At 51.9% G+C, this 25439-nt stretch carries 25 protein-coding genes and 2 tRNA genes; 14 read left to right on the top strand and 13 right to left on the bottom strand.

The genetic code is table 11. The features are described 5' to 3' along the window. Window positions 1-8 precede the first annotated feature (8 nt). Entirely contained in the window at window positions 9-470 is a 462-nt protein-coding gene (gene matP, locus AACU55_RS21245; RefSeq protein ID WP_037035996.1) for a macrodomain Ter protein MatP, read from the top strand. 109 nt (window positions 471-579) lie between these two features. On the opposite strand, the gene ompA is transcribed toward matP, so the two are convergent. Continuing rightward, the gene (gene ompA / locus AACU55_RS21240; protein WP_013574875.1) at window positions 580-1656 is read right to left on the bottom strand and encodes a porin OmpA; all 1077 of its coding nucleotides are present in this window, start codon (window positions 1654-1656) and stop codon (window positions 580-582) included. Between the two features lie 357 nt (window positions 1657-2013). Further along, entirely contained in the window at window positions 2014-2520 is a 507-nt protein-coding gene (gene sulA, locus AACU55_RS21235; protein ID WP_134706068.1) for an SOS-induced cell division inhibitor SulA, read from the bottom strand. A 216-nt stretch (window positions 2521-2736) separates the two neighbouring features. Between sulA and AACU55_RS21230 the strand changes: the two genes are divergently transcribed. Next, window positions 2737-3369 (top strand): TfoX/Sxy family DNA transformation protein, encoded by a 633-nt coding sequence (locus AACU55_RS21230; RefSeq protein ID WP_013574877.1) that lies wholly within the window; start codon window positions 2737-2739, stop codon window positions 3367-3369. Between the two features lie 21 nt (window positions 3370-3390). On the opposite strand, the gene yccS is transcribed toward AACU55_RS21230, so the two are convergent. Beyond that, window positions 3391-5532: a YccS family putative transporter gene (yccS, locus tag AACU55_RS21225; RefSeq protein WP_134706067.1), complete on the bottom strand. Its 2142-nt coding sequence runs from the start codon at window positions 5530-5532 to the stop codon at window positions 3391-3393. A gap of 42 nt (window positions 5533-5574) precedes the next feature. Then, window positions 5575-6036 carry a YccF domain-containing protein gene (locus tag AACU55_RS21220; protein WP_013574879.1) on the bottom strand — a complete coding sequence of 154 codons (462 nt, stop codon included), beginning with the start codon at window positions 6034-6036 and terminating at the stop codon, window positions 5575-5577. A gap of 176 nt (window positions 6037-6212) precedes the next feature. Between AACU55_RS21220 and helD the strand changes: the two genes are divergently transcribed. Continuing rightward, window positions 6213-8267: a DNA helicase IV gene (helD, locus tag AACU55_RS21215; protein WP_037035987.1), complete on the top strand. Its 2055-nt coding sequence runs from the start codon at window positions 6213-6215 to the stop codon at window positions 8265-8267. Window positions 8268-8333: 66 nt separating this feature from the next. On the opposite strand, the gene mgsA is transcribed toward helD, so the two are convergent. After that, on the bottom strand, window positions 8334-8795 hold the full coding sequence (gene mgsA, locus AACU55_RS21210) for a methylglyoxal synthase (RefSeq protein ID WP_013574881.1): 462 nt from the start codon (window positions 8793-8795) through the stop codon (window positions 8334-8336). A 119-nt stretch (window positions 8796-8914) separates the two neighbouring features. Then, window positions 8915-9574: a DUF2057 family protein gene (locus AACU55_RS21205; RefSeq protein WP_037035985.1), complete on the bottom strand. Its 660-nt coding sequence runs from the start codon at window positions 9572-9574 to the stop codon at window positions 8915-8917. 188 nt (window positions 9575-9762) lie between these two features. Between AACU55_RS21205 and AACU55_RS21200 the strand changes: the two genes are divergently transcribed. Beyond that, window positions 9763-10176, top strand: coding sequence for a CoA-binding protein (locus AACU55_RS21200; protein WP_134706066.1), 414 nt, complete (start codon window positions 9763-9765; stop codon window positions 10174-10176). 82 nt (window positions 10177-10258) lie between these two features. On the opposite strand, the gene hspQ is transcribed toward AACU55_RS21200, so the two are convergent. After that, window positions 10259-10576, bottom strand: coding sequence for a heat shock protein HspQ (gene hspQ / locus AACU55_RS21195; RefSeq protein WP_013574884.1), 318 nt, complete (start codon window positions 10574-10576; stop codon window positions 10259-10261). A gap of 127 nt (window positions 10577-10703) precedes the next feature. Beyond that, the gene (gene rlmI / locus AACU55_RS21190; protein ID WP_015689626.1) at window positions 10704-11897 is read right to left on the bottom strand and encodes a 23S rRNA (cytosine(1962)-C(5))-methyltransferase RlmI; all 1194 of its coding nucleotides are present in this window, start codon (window positions 11895-11897) and stop codon (window positions 10704-10706) included. A 98-nt stretch (window positions 11898-11995) separates the two neighbouring features. On the opposite strand from rlmI, the gene yccX reads away from it, so the two are divergent. Continuing rightward, window positions 11996-12274, top strand: a complete 279-nt coding sequence (gene yccX, locus AACU55_RS21185) for an acylphosphatase (RefSeq protein ID WP_013574886.1) — start codon at window positions 11996-11998, stop codon at window positions 12272-12274. 6 nt (window positions 12275-12280) lie between these two features. Here the strand turns inward: yccX and tusE are convergent, their stop codons facing one another. Continuing rightward, window positions 12281-12610: a sulfurtransferase TusE gene (gene tusE, locus AACU55_RS21180; protein WP_013574887.1), complete on the bottom strand. Its 330-nt coding sequence runs from the start codon at window positions 12608-12610 to the stop codon at window positions 12281-12283. A 107-nt stretch (window positions 12611-12717) separates the two neighbouring features. Beyond that, a complete protein-coding gene (yccA, locus tag AACU55_RS21175; RefSeq protein ID WP_015689627.1) occupies window positions 12718-13383 on the bottom strand; it encodes an FtsH protease modulator YccA in 666 nt (221 codons plus the stop codon). Between the two features lie 389 nt (window positions 13384-13772). Between yccA and AACU55_RS21170 the strand changes: the two genes are divergently transcribed. Together AACU55_RS21170 and AACU55_RS21165 are read left to right on the top strand one after the other, a co-directional pair. Then, a tRNA-Ser gene (locus AACU55_RS21170) sits at window positions 13773-13860 on the top strand. Window positions 13861-14055: 195 nt separating this feature from the next. After that, window positions 14056-14143 (top strand) — tRNA-Ser (locus tag AACU55_RS21165). Window positions 14144-14223: 80 nt separating this feature from the next. Here AACU55_RS21165 and AACU55_RS21160 read toward each other — a convergent pair. Continuing rightward, the gene (locus AACU55_RS21160) at window positions 14224-15141 is read right to left on the bottom strand and encodes an AraC family transcriptional regulator (RefSeq protein WP_134706065.1); all 918 of its coding nucleotides are present in this window, start codon (window positions 15139-15141) and stop codon (window positions 14224-14226) included. 137 nt (window positions 15142-15278) lie between these two features. On the opposite strand from AACU55_RS21160, the gene AACU55_RS21155 reads away from it, so the two are divergent. The 5 genes from AACU55_RS21155 to AACU55_RS21135 all read left to right on the top strand — a co-directional run bounded on the left by AACU55_RS21155 (window position 15279) and on the right by AACU55_RS21135 (window position 22099). Further along, complete coding sequence (locus AACU55_RS21155) at window positions 15279-16169, top strand: SDR family oxidoreductase (RefSeq protein WP_134706064.1); 891 nt, start codon at window positions 15279-15281, stop codon at window positions 16167-16169. Between the two features lie 198 nt (window positions 16170-16367). Further along, window positions 16368-17456 (top strand): ABC transporter substrate-binding protein, encoded by a 1089-nt coding sequence (locus tag AACU55_RS21150; RefSeq protein WP_013574891.1) that lies wholly within the window; start codon window positions 16368-16370, stop codon window positions 17454-17456. 87 nt (window positions 17457-17543) lie between these two features. Further along, entirely contained in the window at window positions 17544-19313 is a 1770-nt protein-coding gene (locus tag AACU55_RS21145) for an ABC transporter permease (RefSeq protein WP_013574892.1), read from the top strand. Next, the gene (locus AACU55_RS21140) at window positions 19306-20376 is read left to right on the top strand and encodes an ABC transporter ATP-binding protein (protein ID WP_013574893.1); all 1071 of its coding nucleotides are present in this window, start codon (window positions 19306-19308) and stop codon (window positions 20374-20376) included. Before AACU55_RS21145 ends, AACU55_RS21140 begins: the two co-directional genes overlap by 8 nt. A 97-nt stretch (window positions 20377-20473) precedes the next feature. Then, on the top strand, window positions 20474-22099 hold the full coding sequence (locus AACU55_RS21135) for a methyl-accepting chemotaxis protein (RefSeq protein ID WP_134706063.1): 1626 nt from the start codon (window positions 20474-20476) through the stop codon (window positions 22097-22099). 7 nt (window positions 22100-22106) lie between these two features. Here the strand turns inward: AACU55_RS21135 and AACU55_RS21130 are convergent, their stop codons facing one another. Further along, the gene (locus AACU55_RS21130) at window positions 22107-22706 is read right to left on the bottom strand and encodes a cupin (protein WP_134706062.1); all 600 of its coding nucleotides are present in this window, start codon (window positions 22704-22706) and stop codon (window positions 22107-22109) included. A 241-nt stretch (window positions 22707-22947) separates the two neighbouring features. On the opposite strand from AACU55_RS21130, the gene osmE reads away from it, so the two are divergent. Continuing rightward, window positions 22948-23280, top strand: a complete 333-nt coding sequence (gene osmE / locus AACU55_RS21125) for an osmotically-inducible lipoprotein OsmE (RefSeq protein WP_013574896.1) — start codon at window positions 22948-22950, stop codon at window positions 23278-23280. Between the two features lie 41 nt (window positions 23281-23321). Here osmE and AACU55_RS21120 read toward each other — a convergent pair whose 3' ends face one another. Then, window positions 23322-25049, bottom strand: coding sequence for a potassium/proton antiporter (locus AACU55_RS21120; protein ID WP_134706061.1), 1728 nt, complete (start codon window positions 25047-25049; stop codon window positions 23322-23324). 194 nt (window positions 25050-25243) lie between these two features. Here AACU55_RS21120 and AACU55_RS21115 point away from each other — a divergent pair, with 194 nt between their 5' ends. Further along, entirely contained in the window at window positions 25244-25438 is a 195-nt protein-coding gene (locus tag AACU55_RS21115) for a hypothetical protein (RefSeq protein ID WP_037036572.1), read from the top strand. Window position 25439: the final 1 nt, after the last annotated feature.

Here is a 25439-nt window from a genome sequence, read left to right as displayed (position 1 = left end):
AGTTCACGATGAAATATCAGCAACTGGAAAATCTCGAAAGTGGTTGGAAATGGAAGTATCTGGTGAAAAAACACCGGGAAGGTGAGCGGATCACCCGCCATTTGGAAAACAGCGCTGCCCAGGAATCCGTGAATCAACTTCTCAACCTGGAAAACGAGCCGGTCAAAGTGTCAGACTGGATTGTTAATAATATGAATCCGGCGCTGGAAAATCGTCTTAAGCAAACGATTCGTGCACGCCGTAAGCGTCACTTCAATGCAGAGCATCAGCACACTCGCAAAAAATCTATCGATTTAGAATTTCTGGTCTGGCAGCGTTTAGCGGGATTGGCACAAAGGCGTGGTGTCACGCTTTCTGACACAATCATTCAGCTGCTTGAAGATGCCGAGCGTAAAGAGAAATACGCGAATCAGATGTCTTCATTGAAAGAAGATTTAGAACAAATACTCGGCAAGAAAGATATTGGATAGATTTGCTTTCGCGTCTCAGGGAGTCAGCTATTTGCTCTGACCGAAGGCATAAAAAAAACCCCGCCATGGCGGGGTTTTTAGTATCTGTAGCAAAAGCTAAAGCGTGTTATTAAGCCTGTGGCTGAGTAACAGTATCTTTGTAGCCTTTAACTTCGATTTCTACACGACGGTCTGGTGCCAGGCAGTCGATCAGAGCAGCACGGCCTTTAACGGAGTCACAGGTAGAACCGGTAACTGGGTTAGATTTACCCTGGCCTTGTGCAGAGATCTTGTTAGCAGGGATACCTTTAGATACCAGGTAATCTACTACGCTCTGAGCACGTTGCTCAGACAGTTTCTGGTTGTATTGTTCTGAACCGATACGGTCGGTGTAACCCAGAACGATAACAGAACCGTCTTTAGGATCGATAGAGCTCAACTGGCTGTACAGCTGATCCAGAGCCTGTTGGCCTTCTGGTTTCAGAGTCGCTTTGTTGAAGTTGAAGAGAACGTCAGATTTCAGAGTGAATTTCTTAGTCTCTACAACTGGAGCTGGAGCTGGTGCTGGAGCAACAACTGGAGCAGCTGCTTCATCTTGACCGAAACGGTAAGAAACACCTACAGACAGCATTGCGTTATCAGGACGTGCACCAACGGTAGCCGCGTCACCAATGTTGTTAACCCACTGGTAATCCAGACGGGTAGCCCAGTTTTTGGTTACTGCGTATTCAACACCAACTGCTGCCAGTGGAGAAACACCAGTGTCATGATCACTTACGCGACCATTAGCACCGTTGTTGAAGTTACCTTTAGCATCTGCACGCCAAACCATACCACCCAGACGGGTGTACAGGTCCAGATCGTCAGTCAGCGGGTAGCTCAGTTTAGCAGCCAGCTGAACGCCTTGTGCTTTGAACGCGCCGTTATTTACGCTGCCTTTGTAAGGCATACGGCCAAGCCAGTCATATCCCATTTCAAAGCCCAGGTATTGGTTCGCTTGGTAACCCAAGAACGCACCTGCACCCAGTTGGCTTTCGTGGGTAGGGCCGTTGCCGATACCGTTGTAAGCGTTTGCGAAACCAGTGTCATGGTATTGGGACCAGCCCAATTTACCACCGGTATACCAGGTGTTATCTTTAGGGGCGGCTTGCGCTACGGTAGCGAAACCTGCCAGTGCCACTGCTAATGCGATAGCTGTCTTTTTCATTTTGCGCCTCGTTATCATCCAAATAGGCAATTGAGCTTTAAGCTTTTTAAGCCCTTGGTTAAAATCCTTACGCCAAGATTATTGCTTCATTTCAGAACTTGCCACTTTACGTTGGCATTATCGAGCAACCTTGGCGTTGTAAAGTCTACAACGTGGCGCGAAACTTACAAGCTTGATGTGTTAACACCGTGGAAAAAAAGGGAAAAACGGACACATTTCTTAACGGCTTTGGCAATTTGCTGACAAAATCTGGCACTAATCTGCATTCAGGAAGCCCGTTTTTACTGGCTTGCAGGCATTATTCAGCACAAATCACTAAGTTCCGCATTATTTTCATAGGAAGATTCCTATTTTGAACTAATGGTATACGGAAGAGTGAATTTTTACTGTGGAATGATGTCCACAAGCTGAATTCTGTTCATTTGTCGGTCTCATTATGAAGCCGTAAGCACCACCCTGGCGTGCTGCAATTTGCAATCTTTCCCTCTCAGTATCACTCAAATCCGGAAGCCATCCCAACACGACACTGTAGTTACCCGTCTGCAAGGCTTTCTCCATCGCATCTACCGTCGACATCGCCGTAATTTGATTAACTTGCACCATCTTATCCACCGGCAGACCTGACTGAGATAACCAATGACGGCTCAGTTTTTGTTGAGGTGTGAGCCACAACAACCACCGAGACTGCATACCCAGGTGTTGCAGTAAGGGCAGTAATAACTGCGCAAAATCAGGTTGGCTCGCACTATAGACGAACTCAGTGATCAGACCATTATTCAAGGATGCAGACGTATTTACCTGTGACGGAGTGACGGGCAAAGCAAGCTGACTAAAATGATGATTTGTATGGTATTGAGTTCGCATAATGATGTACTCCAGTGAGTTACTGTATGTATGTACAGTACTCTGGCGGTGAGCAAAGATCAACCCAATTTTTCCAAGATATCTCGCAAATTTTGAAGGCAACAGGCTGTAACGGCATTTTATGTTTGTTGGAGTTCATAAGATTGCGTATTTTGCTTTTAGCTGTTTTGGTAACTCAAAGTGGAAGCAAGGGATTAACGTGAAAAGGATAACGCAATGATAAACAAATCAAAAAAACGAGTGCTTGAGTGTCTGGAGATTTTTGCCCCGTTGGGCAATATTCGTTCCCGCACCCAATTTGGGGGGATGAGCTTGTCCGCTGACCGCGTCATGTTCGCCCTGGTTTCTGATGGTGAACTCTATTTGCGAGCGACCGGAGAAACCGAAACTCATTTTCGCCGCAAAAAGATGGAGAGGCTGACCTATCGCAAGCGAGGCATGGATGTGCAGTTGCGTTATTTCAAAGTGAGTGCCCGGCAATGGAGTGATCACCAGGCACTGTGCGAGCTGGGCAGATTATCGTTGCAAGGGATGTTGCGGGATATAGAGCTGAAAAAAAACAACGAAGCGGTCCGATTGAAAGATTTACCCAATCTCTCGCTGGCGCTCGAAAGGATGCTCTGGCAAGTCGGCATTGAGAACTCGGGGGACTTGCGGTTACAGGGTGCCTGCCATACCTACCTCAAACTGTGTGCCATTAAAAAAAAGAATTTAGGGATTAATTTACTGATGGCACTCGAAGGGGCAATTTTGGGCTTCCATGAAGCCGCTTTGCCGATGGAATCCAGAGAGTCATTAACTCACTGGTTTAACCATCACCAAGAGCAGCTATCAACGGTTGTGCACTAAGTTTGCGTAAGTTATCTGCAATTAGAGCCGATTTTGTGCCGGCAGGATCTTAGTATTAAGACTGGTGAGCTCAGGCAAATGAGCCACCAGTAATCCAATTTGCTGAAGCACGAGCTGCTCTTTACTGTCGATATCCGTTGTACGCATCTGAATACGTGCAGTGAGTTCACCGAGCGCGTGTTGGATGCGTTCTGCTTCAGAAGGCAGATGATGCAAAGCGCCGTCAACGCAGCATGCTGCATCATCCAGCAACCTCAGGGTTTCGGCATCATTGAGTTTTTCGCGATGGGCACCCAGCGCTGAAATGTAGCTCAGCATTGTATGATTGAGGCATAACAGGCGAAACGCCGCTTCGAGTGTCGACGGTTCGTTATTTCTCTCAGAGCTCATGTTCGACACCACGGACGCCAGTTCGGCATCGCAATTATGCGCATCGCGGCGGGCCAGACGGTACTCGAGACTGTTGTCTTTCCCCTGATGGTACTGCACCAGAATAGCATCAAGATAACGGCAATTAGCATCGAACGTTTTTCTGACCACCTTATCAAGTTGCCTGAATTTCCAGTCGGGCCATATAAAGGTCACTGCCGCCCAGGCGATACCACAACCAATCAGCGTATCGATTACTCTCGGGATAGCGACTTCAAATCCTTCGCCTAACAAATTGAAGCATAACAACACCAGAAGGGTGATGAACATTGTGGCCTGCGCGTATTGCACTGTGCGGAACGCAAAGAACAATAACCCGCTGATGACGATCAGAATCATTTGTCCGTCAACGGACGGAACGAAATACAAGATAGGGATCCCGAGAGCAATACCGGCGAGTGTTCCGATTATCCTCAGAGCTAACCTCCGGCGGGTCGCACTGTAGTTTGGTTGACAGACAAAAAGACTGGTGAGCAAGATCCAATAGCCGTGATTTAAGCCGCTGACCTGAATGAAAACGTAGCCTACAAAGAGCACGACAGACATACGAATTGCATGACGGAACAACACCGATTGCGGCGTAAAATGGCGGGAAATGCGCAGCCAGATATCATCAAGGCCAGTCAGACGGTCTTCCGCAAACGGGCTTTTGCCGGTCTGATTTTCCGGCAGAGACTGCTCCGACTCGATATTTGCCAGTTGCGCGTCAATCGCATGCAGATTGCGTAAAAGATGGCGTAACGCCTGTAATGTCTCACGGTGTTCATGATGAGATTCCAGACGTTTGAGGGCTTCTTCCAGCCGGGAAAACGCCCGTTCGAACTGGCTGTTGTGGGTATATTGCTGGCGATAAAGAATGCATTGTGACAGCTGTAAACAGGCCCGCGCCTGCATGCTCATCAGGCGCTGAAAGCGGAACAGAATATCACTGTGATGAAATTGTTCACTGAGTTTGAGGTACTGCACGTGGGACGAGCTGGCGCGCTCATGAATATCCTGCACCACAAAATAATAATGTAATGTCCGGCGGGTCCCTTTCTGGCCACGATCTCCTTTCAGCCGGGTCTGTAGCGTATTTTTTGTTTGGTTCAGTGTGGAGACCAGTTGACCATTGGCCATGGCCAGCTCGACCAGTTGCTGGTTGTTATCTTCCTGATCGGGATCAAACAACGTTGCTTTGGCTTCAAGATAAGCCGCCAGTTGCGTGAAACAGCGGGAGATCTGATCCTGTAACGGACGGATGGGGAAAATAATATGGCCAGCCAGCGTCAGCAGGTTATACCAGATAGCACCCGCAAGCAGGATCAGCGGTTGCTGATACCAGATGTGATACATGCTGGTGCCAAGCATCGTATATATGGCGATCAGCAACGCGCCGAAGGCAATCGTGGCATAACGCTGCCCCAGGGCCCCCAGCAGGATGAATCCGCAGGTTGAAATCATCAGCCCGGGCGCAAAAAGCCACGGATAGGGGAAGAGTAATTCTATGGATGCTGAAGCAATAAAAAAACAGACCAGGGTAATCAGCAAATTGCGCAGACGGCCAGCGAGACGATCATCAAGGTCGGCAAGAGCCGCAGCAACCACACCGAGTGTCAGGGGGATTGTCAGCGTGAACTGACCCAACCACCATGGCAATGCCGCAGCCCCTGTCAGCGCAATGAAAATCCTGATGTGATAAAGAATATTGCTGTTATAGGCATAGCGCCGTAAACCGGGTGCAATAGAAAGCACGAAAAACCCACCTTAAAATTCAAAAATGTTGAAACATCGCAATCAGCGAATGCGTCCGTTTTCTCTCTGACGGCTTGCATTAGCTTCACGAACTTGCTTTGCCAGCTCGACGGAAACGACCCTGCGTCCTACCGGCCAGAGTGCAATGGCAGCAATTTTAAAGTTCGCAATGCCCACCGGAATACCGATTATGCTGATACATTGCGCGATACCGGCAACGATATGCGACAAGCATAACCACCAGCCGAAAAAAATAAACCAGAAGATATTCAACAGAGTACCTCCGCCGGACAGCAACGCGCTGCGTTTTTCCGGATACAGGTCATCGACATGTACGGCTTCATTGCCAAATGGCAGCAGTGAAAGACGGGTGATTTCCCAGCAAGAGCGGGTGAGGGGCAGAGTAAAGATCAGCACGATACTGACCAGCGTAGCAAGCAGCCAGGCAAGCGTGGTGAAAAAACCACCTAAAACAAAGTTAAGAATATTGAGTACGGTACGCATGGCAGCTCTTCCCGAAGAGGTTAAAAAGTTGATAAATTTCGTGTTCACATAATGCAAACATACCTCCTATTCTACTCTGTTTTGGAGCGTGGATCGCCTGCGCTTATCAAAGGTAAACTCTTAAATGCTCTTGCATGTAAAATGTCAGGAATTAAAGAAAAACACGGTGTGATGATATGGAACTGAAATCGACCTCATTCGGGAAACATCTGGCGCAGCACCCTTATAACCGGGTGCGTCTGCTTAATGCCGGCGTGGAAGTCAGCGGCGATAAACATCACTATCTGATCCCTTTTAATCAGCTTATTCAGATTCGCTGCAAACGTGGCATCGTCTGGGGGGAGCTTGAATTTGAATTGCCGGAGCAAAAAGTGGTCCGGCTGCACGGCACCGAATGGCAGGAAACACAGCGTTTTTATCAATACCTGCTCAATATCTGGCAGACCTGGAGTCTCGAGATGAGCGAGGTCAGCGCCGGAGTATTGCGCGGGCAGGTTGAAAAAATTACCCAGATTGAACAGCAAGACAAATGGTTCAAACGCATTGATCTGGCTGATGTGCAGAAAGACATTACTGAGGCATTTTCTGCGATCCCGGTGCCTGTTGAACGTCTTACTGAATTTGATAATTGTCGGGAAGATTATCAGACCTGTCTGCGCTGGCTTGAGCAGGGTAAACGCAGTGTCGACCGGCGCAATCTGGCTTGGACTGACAGGGTGATTGCTGATAACCGTGACTTTTTTGATACCGTTGAAGTGTCACCGCTCAATGACAGCCAATGCCGCGCTGTCGTGAACGGTGAAGACGCGGTGCTGGTGCTGGCTGGCGCGGGCAGTGGTAAAACGTCGGTGCTGGTGGCGCGCGCGGGCTGGCTGTTGCGCCGTCAGGAAGCGCATCCTGAACAAATTCTGTTGCTGGCCTTTGGTCGTCAGGCAGCGGATGAAATGAACGGGCGTATCAAAGAGCGTTTGCATACTGAAGGCATCAAGGCCAAGACATTTCATGCGCTCGCTTTGCAGATTATCCAGGAAGGCAGCAAAAAAGCCCCCAAAATCAGCAAACTTGAAACCGATTCGAAAGCCCGGCGCAGCTTACTGATTAAGACATGGCAGCAGCAGTGTGCAGAGAAAAAAGTGCAGGCCAGCGGCTGGCGGCAATGGATGACAGACGAACTGGAATGGACCGTTCCTGAGGGTGATTACTGGAAAAATAAATCGCTGGCGGAGCGCCTCGGAAGCCGCCTTGAACGCTGGCTCAGCCTGATGCGTATGCACGGTGGCAGTCAGGCGGAGATGATCGAAAGCGCGCCGGAAGACGTCAAAGATCTGTTTACAAAGCGTATTCGTCTGATGGCACCGCTGATGAAAGCCTGGAAAACGGCACTGAAAGAAGAGGGCGCAGTGGACTTTTCCGGGCTTATCCATCAGGCAGTCAATATCCTGGAAAAAGGGCGTTTTGTCAGCCCGTGGAAGCATATTCTGGTGGATGAATTCCAGGACATTTCCCCCCAGCGCGCACTGCTGCTTTCTGCCTTGCGTAAACTTAACAAACATACCAGTTTGTTTGCTGTGGGGGACGACTGGCAGGCGATTTACCGTTTCAGCGGTGCGGAGTTGTCCCTGACCACGGCGTTTGCTGACAATTTTGGCGAAGGAGCGCAATGCGCACTGGATACGACTTACCGGTTCAATGACCGCATCGGTGAAATTGCCAATAAGTTTGTGCAGCAAAACCCTTATCAGTTGAAGAAGCCGCTGAACAGTCTGACCAAAGGCAACAAGAAAAATGTGGTGATACTGCCTGAGGACCAGATGGAAAAATTGCTGGATAAACTTAGCGGCTATGTCACCGCTGATGAACATATTCTGGTGCTGGCACGTTATCACCATCTTCGACCGCAAATTCTGGAGAAAGCCGCGACCCGCTGGCCAAAGCTTAATCTTGATTTCATGACGATTCATGCCAGTAAAGGACAACAGGCTGAATACGTGATTATCGTCGGATTGCATGGTGGCAATGACGGTTTCCCTGCGCCCGCGCGGGAATCTTTGCTGGAGGAAGTGTTATTGCCTGAACCGGAAAACTTTCTGGATGCCGAAGAGCGGCGTTTATTGTATGTGGCGATGACACGTGCGAAGCATCAGGTCTGGTTGCTGCAGGATAAAGAACGTCCTTCCGTCTTCGTAGAACAGCTTGAAGATATCGGCGTACCGGTCCAGCGAAAACCATAGATAAGATCAATGAAAATCCCGGCAATCGCCGGGATTTTTACTTTTAAAAATCAGCCTATTGAATCATTATTCTTTCAGGCGTGACCACAGATAGCGCTGGTAGTCAGGAATAGTGATTTCGACTTCAGACTGGAACAACGGAGACTGGATCAGGAAGTCAGCAGTAGACAGATTGGTTGCCACCGGGATGTTCCATACGGTCGCCAGGCGCAGCAGGGCTTTCACATCCGGATCATGCGGAACGGCATTGAGCGGATCCCAGAGGAAAATCAGCATATCGATTTTGCCTTCGGCAATCAGCGCGCCCACTTGCTGGTCGCCGCCCATCGGCCCGCTTAGCATGCTTTTGACATTAATCCCGGTATTACGCTGAACCAGGTTACCCGTCGTGCCGGTGGCATACAGGATATGCTGCGAAAGCTCAGCAACGTTTTTATCAACCCATTTCAGCAGGGTACTTTTGCAGTGGTCATGCGCGACCAGGGCTATATGTTTTTGTTTTGCGATCGTGCGGGTCGTGTATTCCATCTAATTCCCTTCAACGCGAAAGTAAAAGTGGATCACAGAATACTGAAACTCCGTTTTACTGCATAGCTCAGGGGGAATAATTCGCCGTTAAGAAGGAGGAATGCGTGATGCAGATTAAGTTATGACGCGCGTTCCTGATTATCCGGCAGTTTTAACCAGAGTAACAACCGCTCAAAGCCAGCATTCGCGGCCAGACGTGTCCACAACGGGTGAAGATAAACGATAGAAATTTGAGATGTTGCGTCGGTGGCTAACGCAGATTTTTTATCCGTGCTGCCTTTGGCGAATGAAGGAACCGCCGCACGTGCGCCCGACAAATTGTAAGTCATCATTAATTTCTCAGCGTCTGCAGTATGTCCGGGATTAAACATATTCAGGACGTCACGTTGCGTCGGTATCTGACGGCCTTGTTCATCAATGAGCTGATAATTCATCTGCTGGCTAAATTGTGTCGTTTCATTGTCGTTGCTCAGTTTTGGCAGAACGAAAGAAACGGAACGATTACTTTTAGCATTGAAGGTCACGATAAGGGCAGGCGAATGGTAGATTATCGGTGCCTGTTGAGTGACGGAACGGACATTTTTGCTGACCTGAAACAGAATCTGGTGCTGACCGCCATCGAGTTCAAGGCTGTCTGCACCTTTAAGGATTGCGCCAGACATCTGTTTGCCATCGATTACCAGAACATCGACATCGGGGGACAATTTAAGTGAGGTCGCTGAAGCTGACACCATCAGGCTGAGACTCGCTAATGCGACCAGCGCATGACAGATTTTCATTCCTCTCTCCTCAGATACAACGTTGCTCATCCTCTATTATTCAGGAATGACGATTGTGTGTCAAAGTTTTACAAAATGTTTTAATTTCCCACCGGCGTGATCCTGCAGCGGCTCTTTTTCACGTACAGACTGTCGAAATGGTCAGGCTGCGTTACACTTAATGCATACAGGCCAAAGGAGATAAACCCGTGCAAGACAATGATATCCGCAAGATTCTTGAAGAAGTGAAAACCATCGCGCTGGTGGGGGCCAGTGATAATCCCGGCCGACCAAGTTACGGCGTCATGGCGTATTTACTTTCTCAGGGCTTTGAGGTGATCCCGGTCAGTCCGAAGCTGGCGGGGCAGGAACTGCTCGGCCAGAAAGCTTATGGTTCTCTGGCAGAAATCCCCCATCCGGTAGATATGGTGGACGTGTTCCGTAATGCGGATGCCGCTTATGGCGTGGCGCAGGAAGCGATTGCGATTAAGGCGAACGTGTTGTGGTTGCAACTGGGCGCCATTAATGAACAGGCTGCTGTGCTGGCAAAAGAGGCCGGGCTGAAGGTGGTGATGGATCGCTGCCCGAAAATTGAAATTCCGCGACTGGGCATGGAAAAGTAAACGTCTGCGGATCCTGCCCGTAAAAAAACCGGCTACCGCGCCGGTTTTTATCTTTCATCTTGTCAGGAAAAAGCCATCATGCTCAGTTACGCAGTCGCGGTGCCTGTAACTGGTTACGGATTGAGGCTGCCAGGTCATCCAGCGAGGCTTGTTCAGGATGCGAACGTGCCGCTTCATGATCGATCTGAATTTCAGCCAGGTAAGTGTGAACCGGCTGACCTTCTTCATCTTCCATCACGACATGGTACCAGGGAGCGGTACGCATTGAATCATCAGCAACGACATCATTGACGTCAGGCTTATCGAGCGAATATTGTGCATCAACATCAATAACCACACCCAGATAACCTAACATTCTGTGGCGGACCTGCTGTCCGATACCGTATTTACTGGCAATCATAGTCACCTCCCAAAAATAATTCATTAATCTCTATATGGAGATAAAACGGGCTATTTCAAGTTTTGACCACGTAATCTGCTTAAAATTCGCGGGCGTGCCGCCGCAACAGCACACCGTGCTTATTTTGTCAGTTCATTACCAGGCAGGCGAACCCTTTCAGATATAGACCTTCAGGGTAAGCGCCGGTCACCGGATGGTCGGCTGCCTGACGGAACTGCTCGACGAACTGGATCTCACGACCGGCATCCAGCGCCGCATCAGCCAGAATTTTCTGGAATAAATCCGTTGGCAACAATCCGGAGCAGGAGAAACTCAGCAGAATCCCCCCCGGACGTAACAGTTGCAACGCCAGCATATTAATGTCTTTGTAACCACGGCAGGCGCTTGCCAGCTGGTTTTTGTTCTCAACGAATTTCGGCGGATCCATCACGATCATATCGAACTGCTGGCCTTCGGTGCGGTATTTGCGCAGCAACTGGAACACGTCTTCACGCACGAATTCTGCTTTCGAGAGATCCAGTTTATTCAGTTCAACGTTCTGACGGGCCACGTCGAGCGCTGCCTGGGAGGTATCCACGTTGGTGACTTTTGTACAGCCGCCCATCAGCGCAGACACCGCGAAAGCGCCGGTATAAGAGAAACAGTTCAGAACGTTGCGGCCTGCGGCATAATTACGTGCGGCAAGGCGGCTGTCACGCTGGTCAAGATAGAAACCGGTTTTGTGACCTTCTTTAATATCCACCAGCAGGCTCATTCCGTGTTCCTGAATCGGCAACAAGGCAGGAGGCTCGTCGCCAAATACGTGTCCCTGAGCCAGTTCCAGCCCTTCTTTTTTACGCACGGCCACGTCGGAACGATCCCAGATTGCACATTCCGGATAGCAATGTTGCAGTGCAGCAATCAGCGGGGCACGCTGATATTCCGCACCGGCTGACAGCAATTGCAGCACCAGGAAATTCTGGAAGCGGTCGATAGTGATACCTGGCAGGCAGTCGGATTCCCCAGCAATCAGGCGGTAACCGTCCAGTCCGTCGCGCTTAGCGATATAATCGCGCCAGCTCTGCGCCTGTTGTAAACGGCGGATGAAGAACGCGATATCAATGTCTTCATCTTGTTTGAATGTCCAGACGCGCGCACGGATCTGCGAGGACGGCGAATAGGCGCCGCGCGCCAGCCATTTTCCCTGACTGTCTACAATATCTATAGTCTCGCCGGAATTGGCTTTACCTTCGATGCGTGAAACCGCGCCGGAAAACACCCACGGGTGGCGACGAAGAAGTGATTTTTCACGGCCTTTGGCCAGAATTAAACGTGCAGTCATAAAATTAGGTTCTGTCGGTTCGGAGACAAAAAAGAGCGACATTGTCCGGTCATGCAGGTCAAATTGCAACGAACCATACCGCTAACGGAGAGAATATTATGGCAACAGTCAGTATAGCCGCCTATGTGTACGGCATGGTGCAGGGCGTCGGTTTTCGTTTTGCGACCCAGCATCAGGCTACCGGTCTCGGTCTGACCGGTTACGCGAAAAATCTTGAGGATGGCAGCGTCGAAGTGGTGGCGTGCGGAGAGCAGGAGAAAGTAGATCAGTTGCTAGCCTGGCTGAAGCAGGGCGGGCCGAAACATGCACGCGTTGATCGCGTACTGAGTGAGCCGACCGCGCCTGGCAATTACAGCGATTTTAAAATCAAATACTGAAATCTTTCACAAGCACTTCACCGGTTTCGGCAGGCCCGCAATTTTGGTTGCCTGTTTGGCCGGACCTTTCGGGAACAGCCGGAACAGATAGCGGCTGTTGCCTTTCTCTTCGCCATATTTCTGCGCCATTGCTTTCACCAGCATGCGTACGGCGGGAGAAGTATTGAATTCGAGGTAAAACTCGCGCACAAACCGCACGACTTCCCAGTGGGCGTCAGTCAGAACGATCCCTTCTTCTTCCGCCAGCAGCGGCGCCATGCCTTCCTGCCACTCCTGACTGTTTTTCAGGTAACCCTGAGCGTCGGTTTCAATAACCTGACCTTCAAACTCCAGCATACAACCTCAAACCTGTAAAAATGCGGCAGTTAGTTTAGCAAAAACGCCGGTCAGACAAAATAAAAAGCCCCGCACGCAGGCGGGGCTTCGATCCACTTCAGGCTTTATCAGTTACGTGATGACAGGCCCAGAATGCTCAGCAGGCTGACAAAAATGTTGTACAGCGAGACATACAGGCTGACGGTCGCCCGAATATAGTTGGTTTCGCCGCCATGAATAATATTGCTGGTTTCCCACAGGATTGCGCCTGCGGAGAACAAAATAAACAGGCAACTGATCGCCAGTGACAGCGCAGGAATTTGCAGGAACAGGTTAGCGATAACCGCCACCAGCAGCACCACAAAACCTGCCATCATCATGCCGGACAGGAACGACATATCTTTGCGCGTGGTCAGCACATAGGCTGAACAGCAGAAGAACACCAGCGCAGTGCCGCCCAGTGCCAGCATAATAATGTCACCGGCACCGACGGAAAGCAGCGAACTCAGCAGTGGCCCCAGCGTATACCCCATAAAACCGGTCAGCGCGAAGGCAGATAAAATACCCGCCGGGCTGTTGGCTGTGCGGTAGGTCAGGAACATCAGGCCATAGAAGCCAACGATGGTCAGCAGAAAACCGGGGGACGGCAATCTCAGAACCGTACTTGCTGTCGCAGTAATCGCGGATACGCCCAAAGTCAGTGCTAACAGGAAATAAGTATTACGCAGCACCCGGTGCGTGCTTAGCAACGAGCCAGCGCGTGATGATGACGAAGATGCAACGATACGATCCATGCGGTTCATAATAAAATTCTCACTTAAGCCCTTCATACTTTGTGTCGCAGATGCGTTGGCTTCGCCCGGTCACCCGAATCACTTACCTGTGTAAGCTCATCGGGACTCCCTCTCTTGCCGCCTTCCTGCGACCCAAATTATTTTGGGTATCTAATTGGAGTCGGTGAAAATACAAACAGGTTGCAGTGTAAGTAGTTGCGGTGCGTCATTAAAGACGTTTTACCCTTCTTTACCTGCCCGGAGCGGGGCACGGCGCGGTATCCTGACGTCAAAATCACCGAAATGATGCTTAAATCGCCGCTTGCGAACCGAATGCCTGTTTTTCAGGCAATCAGAACAGAATCAGGCTTTACAAGCGGATCGGCACTGTTTATAGTTCGCTTCGTTGCGGAGGGGTGGCCGAGCGGCTGAAGGCACCGGTCTTGAAAACCGGCGATGGGAAACCATTCGAGAGTTCGAATCTCTCCTCCTCCGCCATAAACAACACAAGAAAGCTGCTAAGCAATTAGCGGCTTTTTTTGTCTCTGTTATTTATGCCCGACTTTGTGTACGCGGTTTAAATGCTCATAAAATCAACAAACTAGACTGAAAATAATATTTGCATCTTTTTTCCGGTCTTGTATACTACGCCCCGTACTGAACGACTGAGGTCGTAAGGTACTTGTTGTTTACGGAGGGGTGGCCGAGCGGCTGAAGGCACCGGTCTTGAAAACCGGCGATGGGAAACCATTCGAGAGTTCGAATCTCTCCTCCTCCGCCATAAACAACACAATAAAGCTGCTAAGTGATTAGCGGCTTTTTTTGTATCTGAAATTCCCCCTTTGCCCCTCCACGTATTCTTCAGACGGCTTCTTTCTGCCCGTATTGCCTTGGCGAACATCCCAGTGTGCGTTTGAACGCCGTACTGAAAGCACTTTCTGATTCGTACCCAAGCGAAAGCGCCACGGCTGATACCGGTTCTCTAGTATTCGCCAGCCGGTCGCCAGCCAGCAACATCCGCCAGCGCGTCAGGTATTCCAGCGGCGCACTGCCCACAGCCTGTTTGAATTTTTGAGAAAATACAGAACGCGACATACCCGCCCGTTCTGCCAGCGTTTGCACCGTCCAGCGCTGCGCCGGGTTTTCATGCATTGCATTCAGCGCTTTGGATAACTGCTTATCGGCCAGTGCGGCAAACCAGCCGCTGGTTTCACCTTCCGGCGCGTTATCGACGTGCATCCGCAGCGCCTGTACCAGCATCATGTGCGCCATATGCTGCGCAATAAGCAACCCGCCGGGACGCTGGTCACGCAGTTCCTGCATCATCCGTTCAACCGCCCAGCGCAGGCTGGCTCTGTCGGATTCTTTTGAGATATGCACCACCGGCGGCAGCATCGCCAGCAGGGTAGAAGCGTTTGCGCCGCTGACCGCAAACCGGCTGCCGGTGAGGAAGAAATCCTGGCCGCCGTTACAGGAAACCGTTCCGCCATCCTGCGCCTGCTGGAAAATGGGCCCGGCATCGACGGACGGAAGGCTAAGATCGCTGGCCAGCCGGAACGGGCGTCCGCTGGGTAACACAAAGCAGTCTCCGGCTTTCAGATGCACTGCGCCTGGCACGGAATCGACTGCCAGCCAGCATTCACCGCGAATAATCGCGTTACATTTAATCGACTGATAATGGTCGGGAAATTGCACCGACCAGGCGCCTCCGGCTTCAAAACCTTTGGACATATAACTGCGCGGTTTCAGCAGTGATAACACATCAGAAAGAGGGTCCATCAGCGACTCCGGACGATTGCAAAGATAATGCGGACATTAGCGCATAGATCGTCTTTCCTCCAGCCCCTATATTTTATGACGTAAGTCCTGGGCTTTTGTAGCCACGACAGGTTTAGCCAACAACGGGGAAATTCGCAATGCGTGTATTTGTGACAGGTGCAACAGGTTTTGTCGGTTCTGCGGTGGTTCAGGAATTGCTGCGGGCCGGTCATCAGGTGCTGGGGCTGGCCCGTTCGGATGCCTCGGCGCAGGCGCTGACCGACGCGGGTGCCGGGGTTCATCGCGGCAGTATTGAAGATCTTGAGAGCCTCACATCCGGCGCCGCGCAGGCCGACGGGGTGATCCACACCGCGTTTATCCATGACTTTTCGAAGTTTCTGGAAAATTGTGAAAAAGACCGGCTGGCGATTGGCGCATTAGGCGCTGCGCTGAAGGGCACCCATAAACCGCTGATCGTCACCTCCGGCACGGCGCTGGTGAACAATGGCCGTCTGGCAACGGAAAATGATTTACCCGATCCGTACGGGCAAAATCCTCGCGTGGCGTCCGATCTTGCCGTCGCTAAACTGGCAGAGCAGGGCGTGCGGGTGTCACTGGTGCGTCTCCCGCCATCGGTGCATGGCGCGGGCGATCATGGATTTGTGCCGCTGCTCATTGCGCTGGCGCGGGAAAAGGGGGAATCAGCGTATCCGGGGGATGGCGAAAACCGCTGGCCGGCAGTGAACCGTTTTGATGCCGCGCAAGTGTTTGTGCTGGCACTGGAGAAGGGCGCGCAGAACGCGATTTATCACGCGAATGCACAAGAAGGTGTGCCATTCCGTGAGATTGCCACCCTCATCGGTAAGCACCTGAACCTGCCGGTGGTGAGTAAAAACGGGCCAGATCTGGCGGCACATTTTGGCTGGTTTACCCATTTTGCCTCGTTAAATAATCCGACCTCAAGTCAGATCACCCGCGATATTTTGGGCTGGAAACCCGTACATCAGGATTTACTGACCGATATTGATACCGCCGGATATTTTAAATAATCCCCGTTTTCTGTCCTTAAAAACAGGCCATTCAGAGGGCCTGTTTTGCGTTTTCTACCGTGGTTTTTATGGTGTTAATTGCTTAAAAAACGCCACGAATCACAAATCGGGAAGATAAAAACGTTACCCTATTGCCTGTCCGATGTTATGCGTTATGTTGATTTTTAGTTTCCCAAATGTAACTAGAGGTTAACAATAATGTCGAATAAATTACGTATCTCTCTGATTGCTCTGGCTGTAATGATGTCTTCCTCTGCAATGTCTGCATTACCTCAAGGCTACCCGGCTGACTATCAAAAAATCGTCGATGCGGCGACTAAAGAAGGCAAAGTCGTGGTCTATTCCACGACTGACACCAAAGCCGCTGGCCCGCTGATCCAGGGCTTCGAGGCGACGTATCCGGGCATTAAAGTCGAATATAACGACATGAACAGCACCGAGCTGTACAACCGTTATATCAGCGAACAGGCGGCGGGCGGCACCAGCGGCGACGTGGTCTGGAGTTCCTCGATGGATACCGCGCTGAAACTGGCGACCGACTACGCGCAGGAATATAAATCCCCTGAACAGGGACAACTGCCAAAATGGGCAGTGTGGAAAGACAAAGCCTACGGCACGACGTATGAACCGGTAGTGTTTATCTATAACAAACGCCTGATCCCGGCCGGTGATGTGCCTGATTCCCATGCGGCACTGGCAAAACTGATCGCCAGCCAGACCGAAAAGTTCAACAAAAAAGTCACGACTTACGATATTGAGAAATCCGGTCTCGGCTTCATGCTGTCCGTACAGGATTTCAAAGCCGATCCGAATTATTTCAAGACGCTGGCTGATGTGGCCAAAGGCGGCTTAGCAGTGCAATCCTCTACCGGCACCATGATGGAACGTGTCTCTTCCGGCGAAAACCTGATCGGCTTTAACATCCTGGGTTCCTACGCCGAAGCCCGCGCTAAAACTGACCCGTCACTGGGGATTTCCTATCCGAAGGATTACACCCTGGTGCTTTCCCGCGTTTCCTTCATCAGTCAGGAATCGAAAAACAGCAACGCGGCCAAACTGTGGCTGGACTATGTCTTGTCCGAGAAGGGGCAGAGCATTCTGGCCAATCAGGCTGACATTCCCTCCATCCGTAACGATATCGAAGGCAAAAATGATATCGATGGTATGACCAAAATGCTGGGCAACGCGCTCAAACCCATCCCGGTGGATGAAACCCTGCTGGAATACCTGCAACAGAAAAAACGCCTGGATTACATCAAACAGTGGCGTACCGCTGCTGCCAAGTAGTGACATATTGAAGCGCGTCATTTTCCGCCGCGCTTCCTTTTTCCTGCCTGATTTCGCTCTCCTTGTTTCTAACCGAAGGGAAGTAACATGAATGCATTGCGCAGAAAGTGGCAGAGCCTGCCGCGCGGCATTGTGGTGTTGATAACGGCGCTGGTTATCTACATTCCGTTGTCGTTCATCGTGATACAGAGTTTCCTCTCCGCGCCGTTCTTTTCGCCGTCGAAAGAATGGAGCCTCGAATCCTTTGGATTCATCTTTACTGATCCGGATTTCTACAAAGCGCTGAAAAGCGGCTTTATTCTGGCCTTCGGGCTGGTGGTCATCGCCATCCCGCTTGGCGGTATTCTGGCGTTCCTGATGGTGCGTACGGATTTGCCGGGCAGACGCGTGATTGAGCCGCTGATCCTGGTGCCGATTTTTGTGTCGCCGATGGTATTAGGTTTCGGTTACGTGGTGGCCGCCGGACCGGTCGGGTTCTTTTCACTGTGGGCACAGGCGATCCTCGGTTTCGTGCCGTGGAACATCTACGACATGTCGAGCATCGTGGTGATTGCCGGTCTGACGCATGTTCCTCACGCCTATCTGTATATTTCCTCGGCGTTGCGCAGCGTCGGGTCGGATGTTGAGGAAGCCGCGCGAACCGCAGGCGCCTCGCCGTTACAGGTGATGACGGCGGTCAGTCTGCCGATGGTGCGTCCGTCGATTCTTTACGCCACCGTTCTGTTGTTCTTCCTCGGGCTGGAAGTGTTCGGCCTAATGCTGGTGCTGGGTGACCCGGAAGGCAACATGGTGCTGGCGACCTATCTTTATCAGCTGACCAACAAACTTGGTACGCCGTCTTATCATCTGATGGCTGCGGTTGCCGTGGTGCTGATTTGTATCACTATTCCGCTGGTGATGTTGCAGCGCCGCCTGATGCGTACCGCCAACCGTTTCGTGACGGTGAAAGGTAAAGCGTCGCAGGCGCGTGCTTTACCGCTTGGAAAATGGCGCTGGGTGGCCGGGGCTGTGGTGGCGTTCTGGCTGACGGTGACCATCGGCGTTCCGCTGATTGGTGTGATGCTGCGTGCATTTATCTCTAACTGGGGCGTCGGCGTGTCCATCTGGGATGAACTCTCGCTCAACACGTTCCGCACGATCTGGGAACAGCCCAACCTGCTGCGCGCTATCGTCAACTCGATGGCCATTGGCGTCATTGGTGGCGCGCTGGCGGTGGCCTGTTATCTGTTTATCGGTATTGCGATGCACCGTAAACCCGACGGCGTCACCCGTTTCCTTGATTACAGCGTACTGGTGCCGCGTGCGGTGCCGGGGCTGCTGGCCGGTCTGGCTTTCCTGTGGGTGTTCCTGTTCCTGCCGATGTGGCTCGATAACGCGCTAAAATCCGGCTGGCTTTCCGGCATGCCGTGGTCACAGTGGTTGCGCGATAACCTGGTGGTCTGGTTGCGATCCTTGCGCAGTACGATTTTCAGCGTCTGGCTGGCGTATACCGTGGTGTGGATGGCGTATGGTCTGCGGCTGATTTCCTCGACACTGTTGCAGGTCGGGCCGGAGCTGGAAGAGGCGGCGCGCAGTACCGGGGCGACCCGCGGGCAGATCACCCGTCACGTTACCATTCCGCTGTCGCGTTACGGCCTGATTGGCTCGTGGCTGCTGATGTTCCTGATTTTCGAGCGTGAATATTCCACCGGTGTCTATCTGCTGTCGCCGGGCACGGAAACCATCGGCTCGATGCTGGTTTCCCTGTGGGCGGCGGGCGCCATTGATATTGTTGCCGCGCTCTCCTTTATTAACATCCTGCTGGTGGTGTTAGGTCTGGGTATTGCCCTTCGTTTCGGAGTGAAATTACATGATTGAATTATCTGTCGACAATCTGCACCTGACTTATGGTGATAATCCGGTGCTGAAGGGCGTTTCCATGGATCTGAAACGCGGCGAAGTGGTGTCATTGCTCGGGCCTTCCGGCAGCGGAAAAACCACCTTGCTGCGTGCCGTCGCCGGGCTGGAAAAGCCGGTGAAAGGCACCATCGTCATTGGCAAAAACAAAGTTTATGACGGCACACCGCGCAGCGAAATCCCGGCCGAAGAGCGCAATCTCGGGCTGGTGTTCCAGTCTTACGCCCTGTGGCCGCATAAAACCGTGTTTGAGAACGTGGCGTATCCGCTGAAATTACGTAAGGTTTCGGCGGGTGAAATCACCCGGCGCGTACAGGATGTGCTGAATCAGCTGGGCCTCGGGCATCTGGGCAAGCGCCACCCGCATCAGCTTTCCGGCGGCCAGCAGCAGCGCGTGGCGATTGGCCGTGCGCTGGTCTACAACCCGCCGGTGATTTTGCTCGATGAGCCGCTGTCGAACCTGGATGCCAAACTGCGTGAAGAGGCGCGGGTGTTCCTGCGCGAACTGATCATTAAACTCGGACTGTCGGCGCTGATGGTGACGCATGACCAGAATGAAGCGATGGCGATTTCTGACCGTATTCTTTTGCTCAACAACGGCAAAATTGAACAGCAGGGTACGCCGCAGGAAATGTACGGTTCGCCGAAAACCCTGTTTACCGCAGAATTTATGGGCAGCAACAATCGTCTGCACGGCAAGGTCACCGAAGTGCGTGAGGGTAAAGCGCGTATCGAAGGCAGCGACTGGGTGCTGTGGGGGCTGGCGGGTGAGGGGGTGCAGGCCGGGCAGGAAGGGACGGCGGTGATCCGCGTCGAACGCGTGGTGCTGGCCGACGGGCCGGGCGAGAATCAGCTGGAATTGCCGCTCCTGACCAGCATGTATCTCGGTGACCGCTGGGAATATCTGTTCCGCACAACCGGTGATGATTTTGTGATCCGTGCTTACGGCACCGATGTGCGCGACCCGCAGCATTGCCGTCTGGCACTTCCCGAAAACCATGTGTGGATCTTCCCGAAACAATAAGTAATCGCAGGGAGCGGTTCAGCGCCGCTCCCTGAAATACTTCTGTCATTTCCCGCGAGTAAAATTCTGTTTCTTCTCTAAATAATGCAGAATAATCATGAATTTAACTTCTCGTTCACTTATTGGTAAAATGCCATTCAACAGATTGTTTCGATCGGGTTTCATCAAACGTCCGCGGGGGATCCTTTTCGGGGTAATTTGCGTTATCGCCCTGTTTTCTGCTTTGCAAATTTTCTCCACCGTGGTGCTCACCAAAATCCTGCAGGATGCACATAACAACGTTATTGCCACCGAAAGTCTGCGTCAGCAGCAAGCCGTCATGGATAAAGCCCGTATGGAACTGCTGATGGCCAGCGACAAACTGAACCGTGCCGGTATTTATTACATGCAGGATAAAGAAACCGGCTCGGTCGGGAGCTGGAACAGCCTGATGGAAGAATCGCTGGGTTCGCTTGCCGCGTCGCAAAAAGCGTTTGCACAATTCGAAGGTATGACGAAAAACGCCGATACGGCTGCCACCGAGCTGAAATCCAGCTATCAGATGTTCTACGACGGCTTGCGGGAACAGGCGAACGGTCTGCAAAAGAACAACAATATTGATTCCTTCTTTGAAGTGCCGATCCAGGCGTTTCAGGATGACTTCAGCCAGAAATATTATGCTTATCTGGCGGTTAATGAGCACACAGCGGTGTCCCTGAGCGACCGCTTACTCAACGCGCTGACGCAGGCGAAAACGCTGTTTATGGCCGCGCTGGTCATTCTGGCGGTGATTGCGGTGCTGGTCTGGCGCGGTGTGTCTGCGTGGATTATCCGTCCGTTGCAACGCATGATCGGGCACATCAGCGTGCTGGCTGCCGGGGATTTATCGCGCGATGTCGAAGATGACCACGCGCGGGTGATTGAAGTCCGCGAGCTGGGTGTCAGCCTGCGCAACATGCAGCACGGCCTGCAAAAGCTGGTCAGTGAAGTGCGCGATGCCTCCTCGCATATCATGATCAATATCAATCAGATGGCAAAGGGTAACGAGGAATTATCGGCACAGGCCGCCATTCAGAGCGAAGAACTCAGCGCTGCCACTGAACACATCACCCATCTTAATGAACGCGTGAAAGAAAACGCCGCCTATGCGTTGCAGGCCAGTCAACGCGCCGAGCAGGCGAAAGGCGTGGCGACGCGCGGCGGGGAAGTGATGGGGCAGGTGGATACCGCGATGAAAGAGATTGTCAGCCAGTCTTCAGAAATGAGCAGTATTGTCTCAATGATCGACAGCGTGGCGTTTCAGACCAATATTCTGGCGCTGAATGCGGCGATTGAAGCGGCGCATGCCGGACAGCACGGACGCGGGTTTGCGGTGGTGGCGAAAGAAATCGGTCTGCTGGCGCAAAAGAGCAGCCATTCGACGCGTGGCATTCACCAGCTGATTGATGATTCCGTGCAGCAAATTGATCGCGGTTCTGCATCCGTTACGGTGCTGGGGCAAAGTCTGGAAGAGATAATTCATATCTTCAACGGCCTGAGCACGTTAGTCAGTGAGATTTCGGCAGCGACGTTGTATCAGGGGCAAAGTGTTCACGATGTCTCCGAACGCATTACCGCGCTTAATCATGTGACGCTGCAAAACGGCAAACTGGCGGATCATGCGGCGGCATCCTCCCAGCAGTTGCTGGACCAGTCGCAGCGTCTGGAAAAAGCCGTGGCGCGGTTTGCCCTGACCGCCGCGTGATACCCGGTTATTTCTGATGCCACACCAGCATGCTGCCTTCGCTGTGTCCGGTCACCGGATCCGTCGCGGGCAGCGGGACGGCGTTCACCGCTTTGGTGCGAGCCGCCAGTTGCGGCAATTCGTCATGGCATAAATCGGCTTTGATGCCCGGCGGATACGCGCCGACCAGCATAAAATCGTCATCGGCAGAAATCTGTTTATGGCCGATTCCGGCCGGAAGCAGTAACACATCGCCGACTTTCACCTCGATAATATTGCCGTGCTCGCCGCCCAGTTGCAGCTTCGCCGTACCGGCAAAAACACCCAGCACTTCAGCTGTATTGGAATGAAAATGCGTAAAGGTATAGACGGGATAACGCCACTGCGGCGGCCAGCCGTTGGCGCGGAAAAGGTGTTCGAGATAGTCGGCATTATCGGCGGTATCAGGCGGAATGACGCGGTGATAAATCAGCACCGGTAACGTATTATTCGGCACACCGCCGTCGGGTTTATCAATCCGCAGAGTATCCATGGCAACCTCCCGGGGAGTCGCGAAGCCCGTTTGGGGTATCGGCATCAGGGCTATAACACCCAGCAAAGTCACGAACCGGCGTCGATCCAAATGCATCAGTAATAGCTCCTTGTCGAGCAATCAATGGCTTACCTCTTTCATGTATAGATCAAAAAGCCCTGAATATCTTCTTTTTGCACACATAAAAATGCATGTCAGGCCGCGCTAAAAACCTCCATTCCGGTTATCAGAAAAAACTTAAAATATGGTGCAATTAATAAATAGAAGTCATATCGGCTGGCTAAATCCCTTATGTCTTCTATGCTTAACAATACAAAAATACTCAGGAGGAGAAGTTATGAACAAGAAAATGTTACTTGTGGTTGCTACAGCAGTTTCGGTACTGGCAGGGTGTCAGACTTATGACCGTGCGGCGAGTTACGTTAAAGAACCGGTAGTCAGCGATGTCAAAGTCGGGATGACGAAATCGCAGGTTCGTGCCATTGCAGGGCCACCGTCAACGGAAGCGACGCTGATCCACGCCAAAGGGACTTGTCAGACTTATGCGGTCGCCCCGCGTGATGGTAAAGCACAGACCTACTTCGTCAGCTTTAACGACACCGGTCATGTCATGAACAAAGGTTATCAGTCCTGTTCAGACTACGATAAAGACCCGCAGGCTGCTCAGTAATACGTTTTCCTTCCCCTCGAGAGAGGGGAAGGAGCCGGAATTTAAGCCTTATGCGTCACAATCCTCACGCCGACTTTACTCACCCGATTTCCTTCCATTTCCGCAATCGTCCACGTCAGTCCGTCCCATTCGATATGGTCACCGATCACCGGTTCGCCTCCGAGCAGCTTAATGACGAAATGTCCCAGGGTTTGCGACTGATCCACGGTGTCTTCCAGATTCAGACCATATAACTGAGAAATCGCATCCAGCGGGGCATCGGCCTGCAGAATGAAATCACCAAAGAAACGATCATCAAGCACCACTTTATTGCTGTCACTGAACAGCTTGCCCAGCTCCGGTAAATCTTTTTCCTGTCCGATGACACACAGAATATCGCCTTCCTTCAGCCGTGTACTGCCGGTCGGATGCAGCATCTCTTTGCCACGGAACAGCGCTGCAATCCGTGTCGCCTGCGGCATTTGCAGATCACGCAGTGCCGCGCCGACGCACCATTTATCGGAGCCGAGCTGATACACGAACTGTTCCCAGTCGTTATACACATCGATATCCAGACCGACGCGGGAAATCGGCGTCGGTTGCGGCGGCACCAGCACTTTGGCTTTTTTGGCCGCAAAGCCTAATGACGTCCCCTGAAGCAGCAAGGAGACCAGCACGATAAAGAAGGCGACATTAAAATACAGCGTGGCATTAGGCAGTCCGGCCATCATCGGGAATACCGCCAGAATGATCGGTACCGCACCGCGCAGGCCAACCCACGAGATAAAGAAGCGTTCGCGCAGGGTAAAGTTTTTGAACGGGATCAGGCTGACAAACACCGACAGCGGACGTGCCAGCAGGATCATCCACAATGACAGCGCCAGCGCCGCGATGGCAATCGGCAACAGATCGCTGGGCGTCAGCAGCAAACCGAGCACCAGGAACATACCAATCTGGCTGAGCCATGCCAGCCCGTCGAAGGTTTGCAAAATACCGTGACGGTTTCGGATCGGCATATTGCCGAGCATCAGGCCGCACAGATACACCGCCAGAATGCCGCTGCCTTCCAGTGACATGGTTGCCGCGTACACCAGCAAACCACCGCTGAACGCCAGCAGCGGATACAGCCCGGCCGCCAGCGTAATCTTATTAATCAGCTTGTGCAGCAGCCAGCCGCCGCCCACACCAAACACAATGCCGAGGCCAAACTGGCGCACCACATCCACCACAAACATCAGGCTCAGGCCGTGTTCACCTTTGGAAATCATGTCAATCAGGGTGATGGTCAGGAATACCGCCATCGGGTCGTTGCTGCCGGATTCAATTTCCAGCGTGGCGCTGACACGTTCGTTCAGACCTTTACCGCCAATCAGCGAGAAGACGGCTGCCGCATCGGTTGAACCGATAATCGCGCCAATCAGTAAACCCTGCATCAGGTTGATATTGAATAACCACGCGGCGGCCAGCCCGGTCAGACCGGCGGTAATCAGAACGCCGACCGTCGCCAGCGACAGCGCGGGCCACAGGGCAACACGAAAGGAAGAGGCGCGGGTACGCATGCCGCCGTCGAGCAAAATCACCGCCAGCGCCAGGTTGCTGACCAGATAGGCGGCGGGGTAATTATCAAACGCAATACCACCAATTCCGTCGATGCCTGCCAGCATGCCGATTGCCAGAAAAATGACTAAAATAGGGATGCCAAGCTTAGAAGAGAACGAACTGAGCAAAATGCTCGCTGCGACTAACAGGGCGCCAATAAAGAAAAGAGTATTAATCGTGCTGGCGTCCAAGAGCGTTCTCCTTGTAAGGCATGAGTGGTGCGGGGGCGTGCGGTGTCGTCATCAGTGACAATACCTCTAATTTATCAGGAAAATGAGCGCGTTGCTGAGGTCATTTAGGATTTTTATTAGTTGCACTTAAGAATAAAAAACTATGCTTAAAGATGAGCGATGTCTACGTGCAGTTCATCAAAAAGGAAACCACAATGAGTGAATTTACCGGTGTACACCGTGAGGTGATGAAAGATGGCGCGATCAAACATGTGCTTATCCGCGACGCACAAGGCAATGAACAGTCGATTGCGGCAAAAGATTACATTTCGCAAGGGATCGAGCCAGATCTGAATGAGTTGCCCGAAGTCGGCACTGACAGCGAATTTCCGGTGGCGGGCAAAGGCTGAC

Source organism: Rahnella sp. CJA17(1/100) (assembly GCF_963881615.1).
Taxonomy (GTDB): Bacteria; Pseudomonadota; Gammaproteobacteria; order Enterobacterales; family Enterobacteriaceae; genus Rahnella; species Rahnella aceris.
Note: the sequence above shows the minus strand (reverse complement) of the source record. Positions and strands in the feature narration are given on the sequence as shown.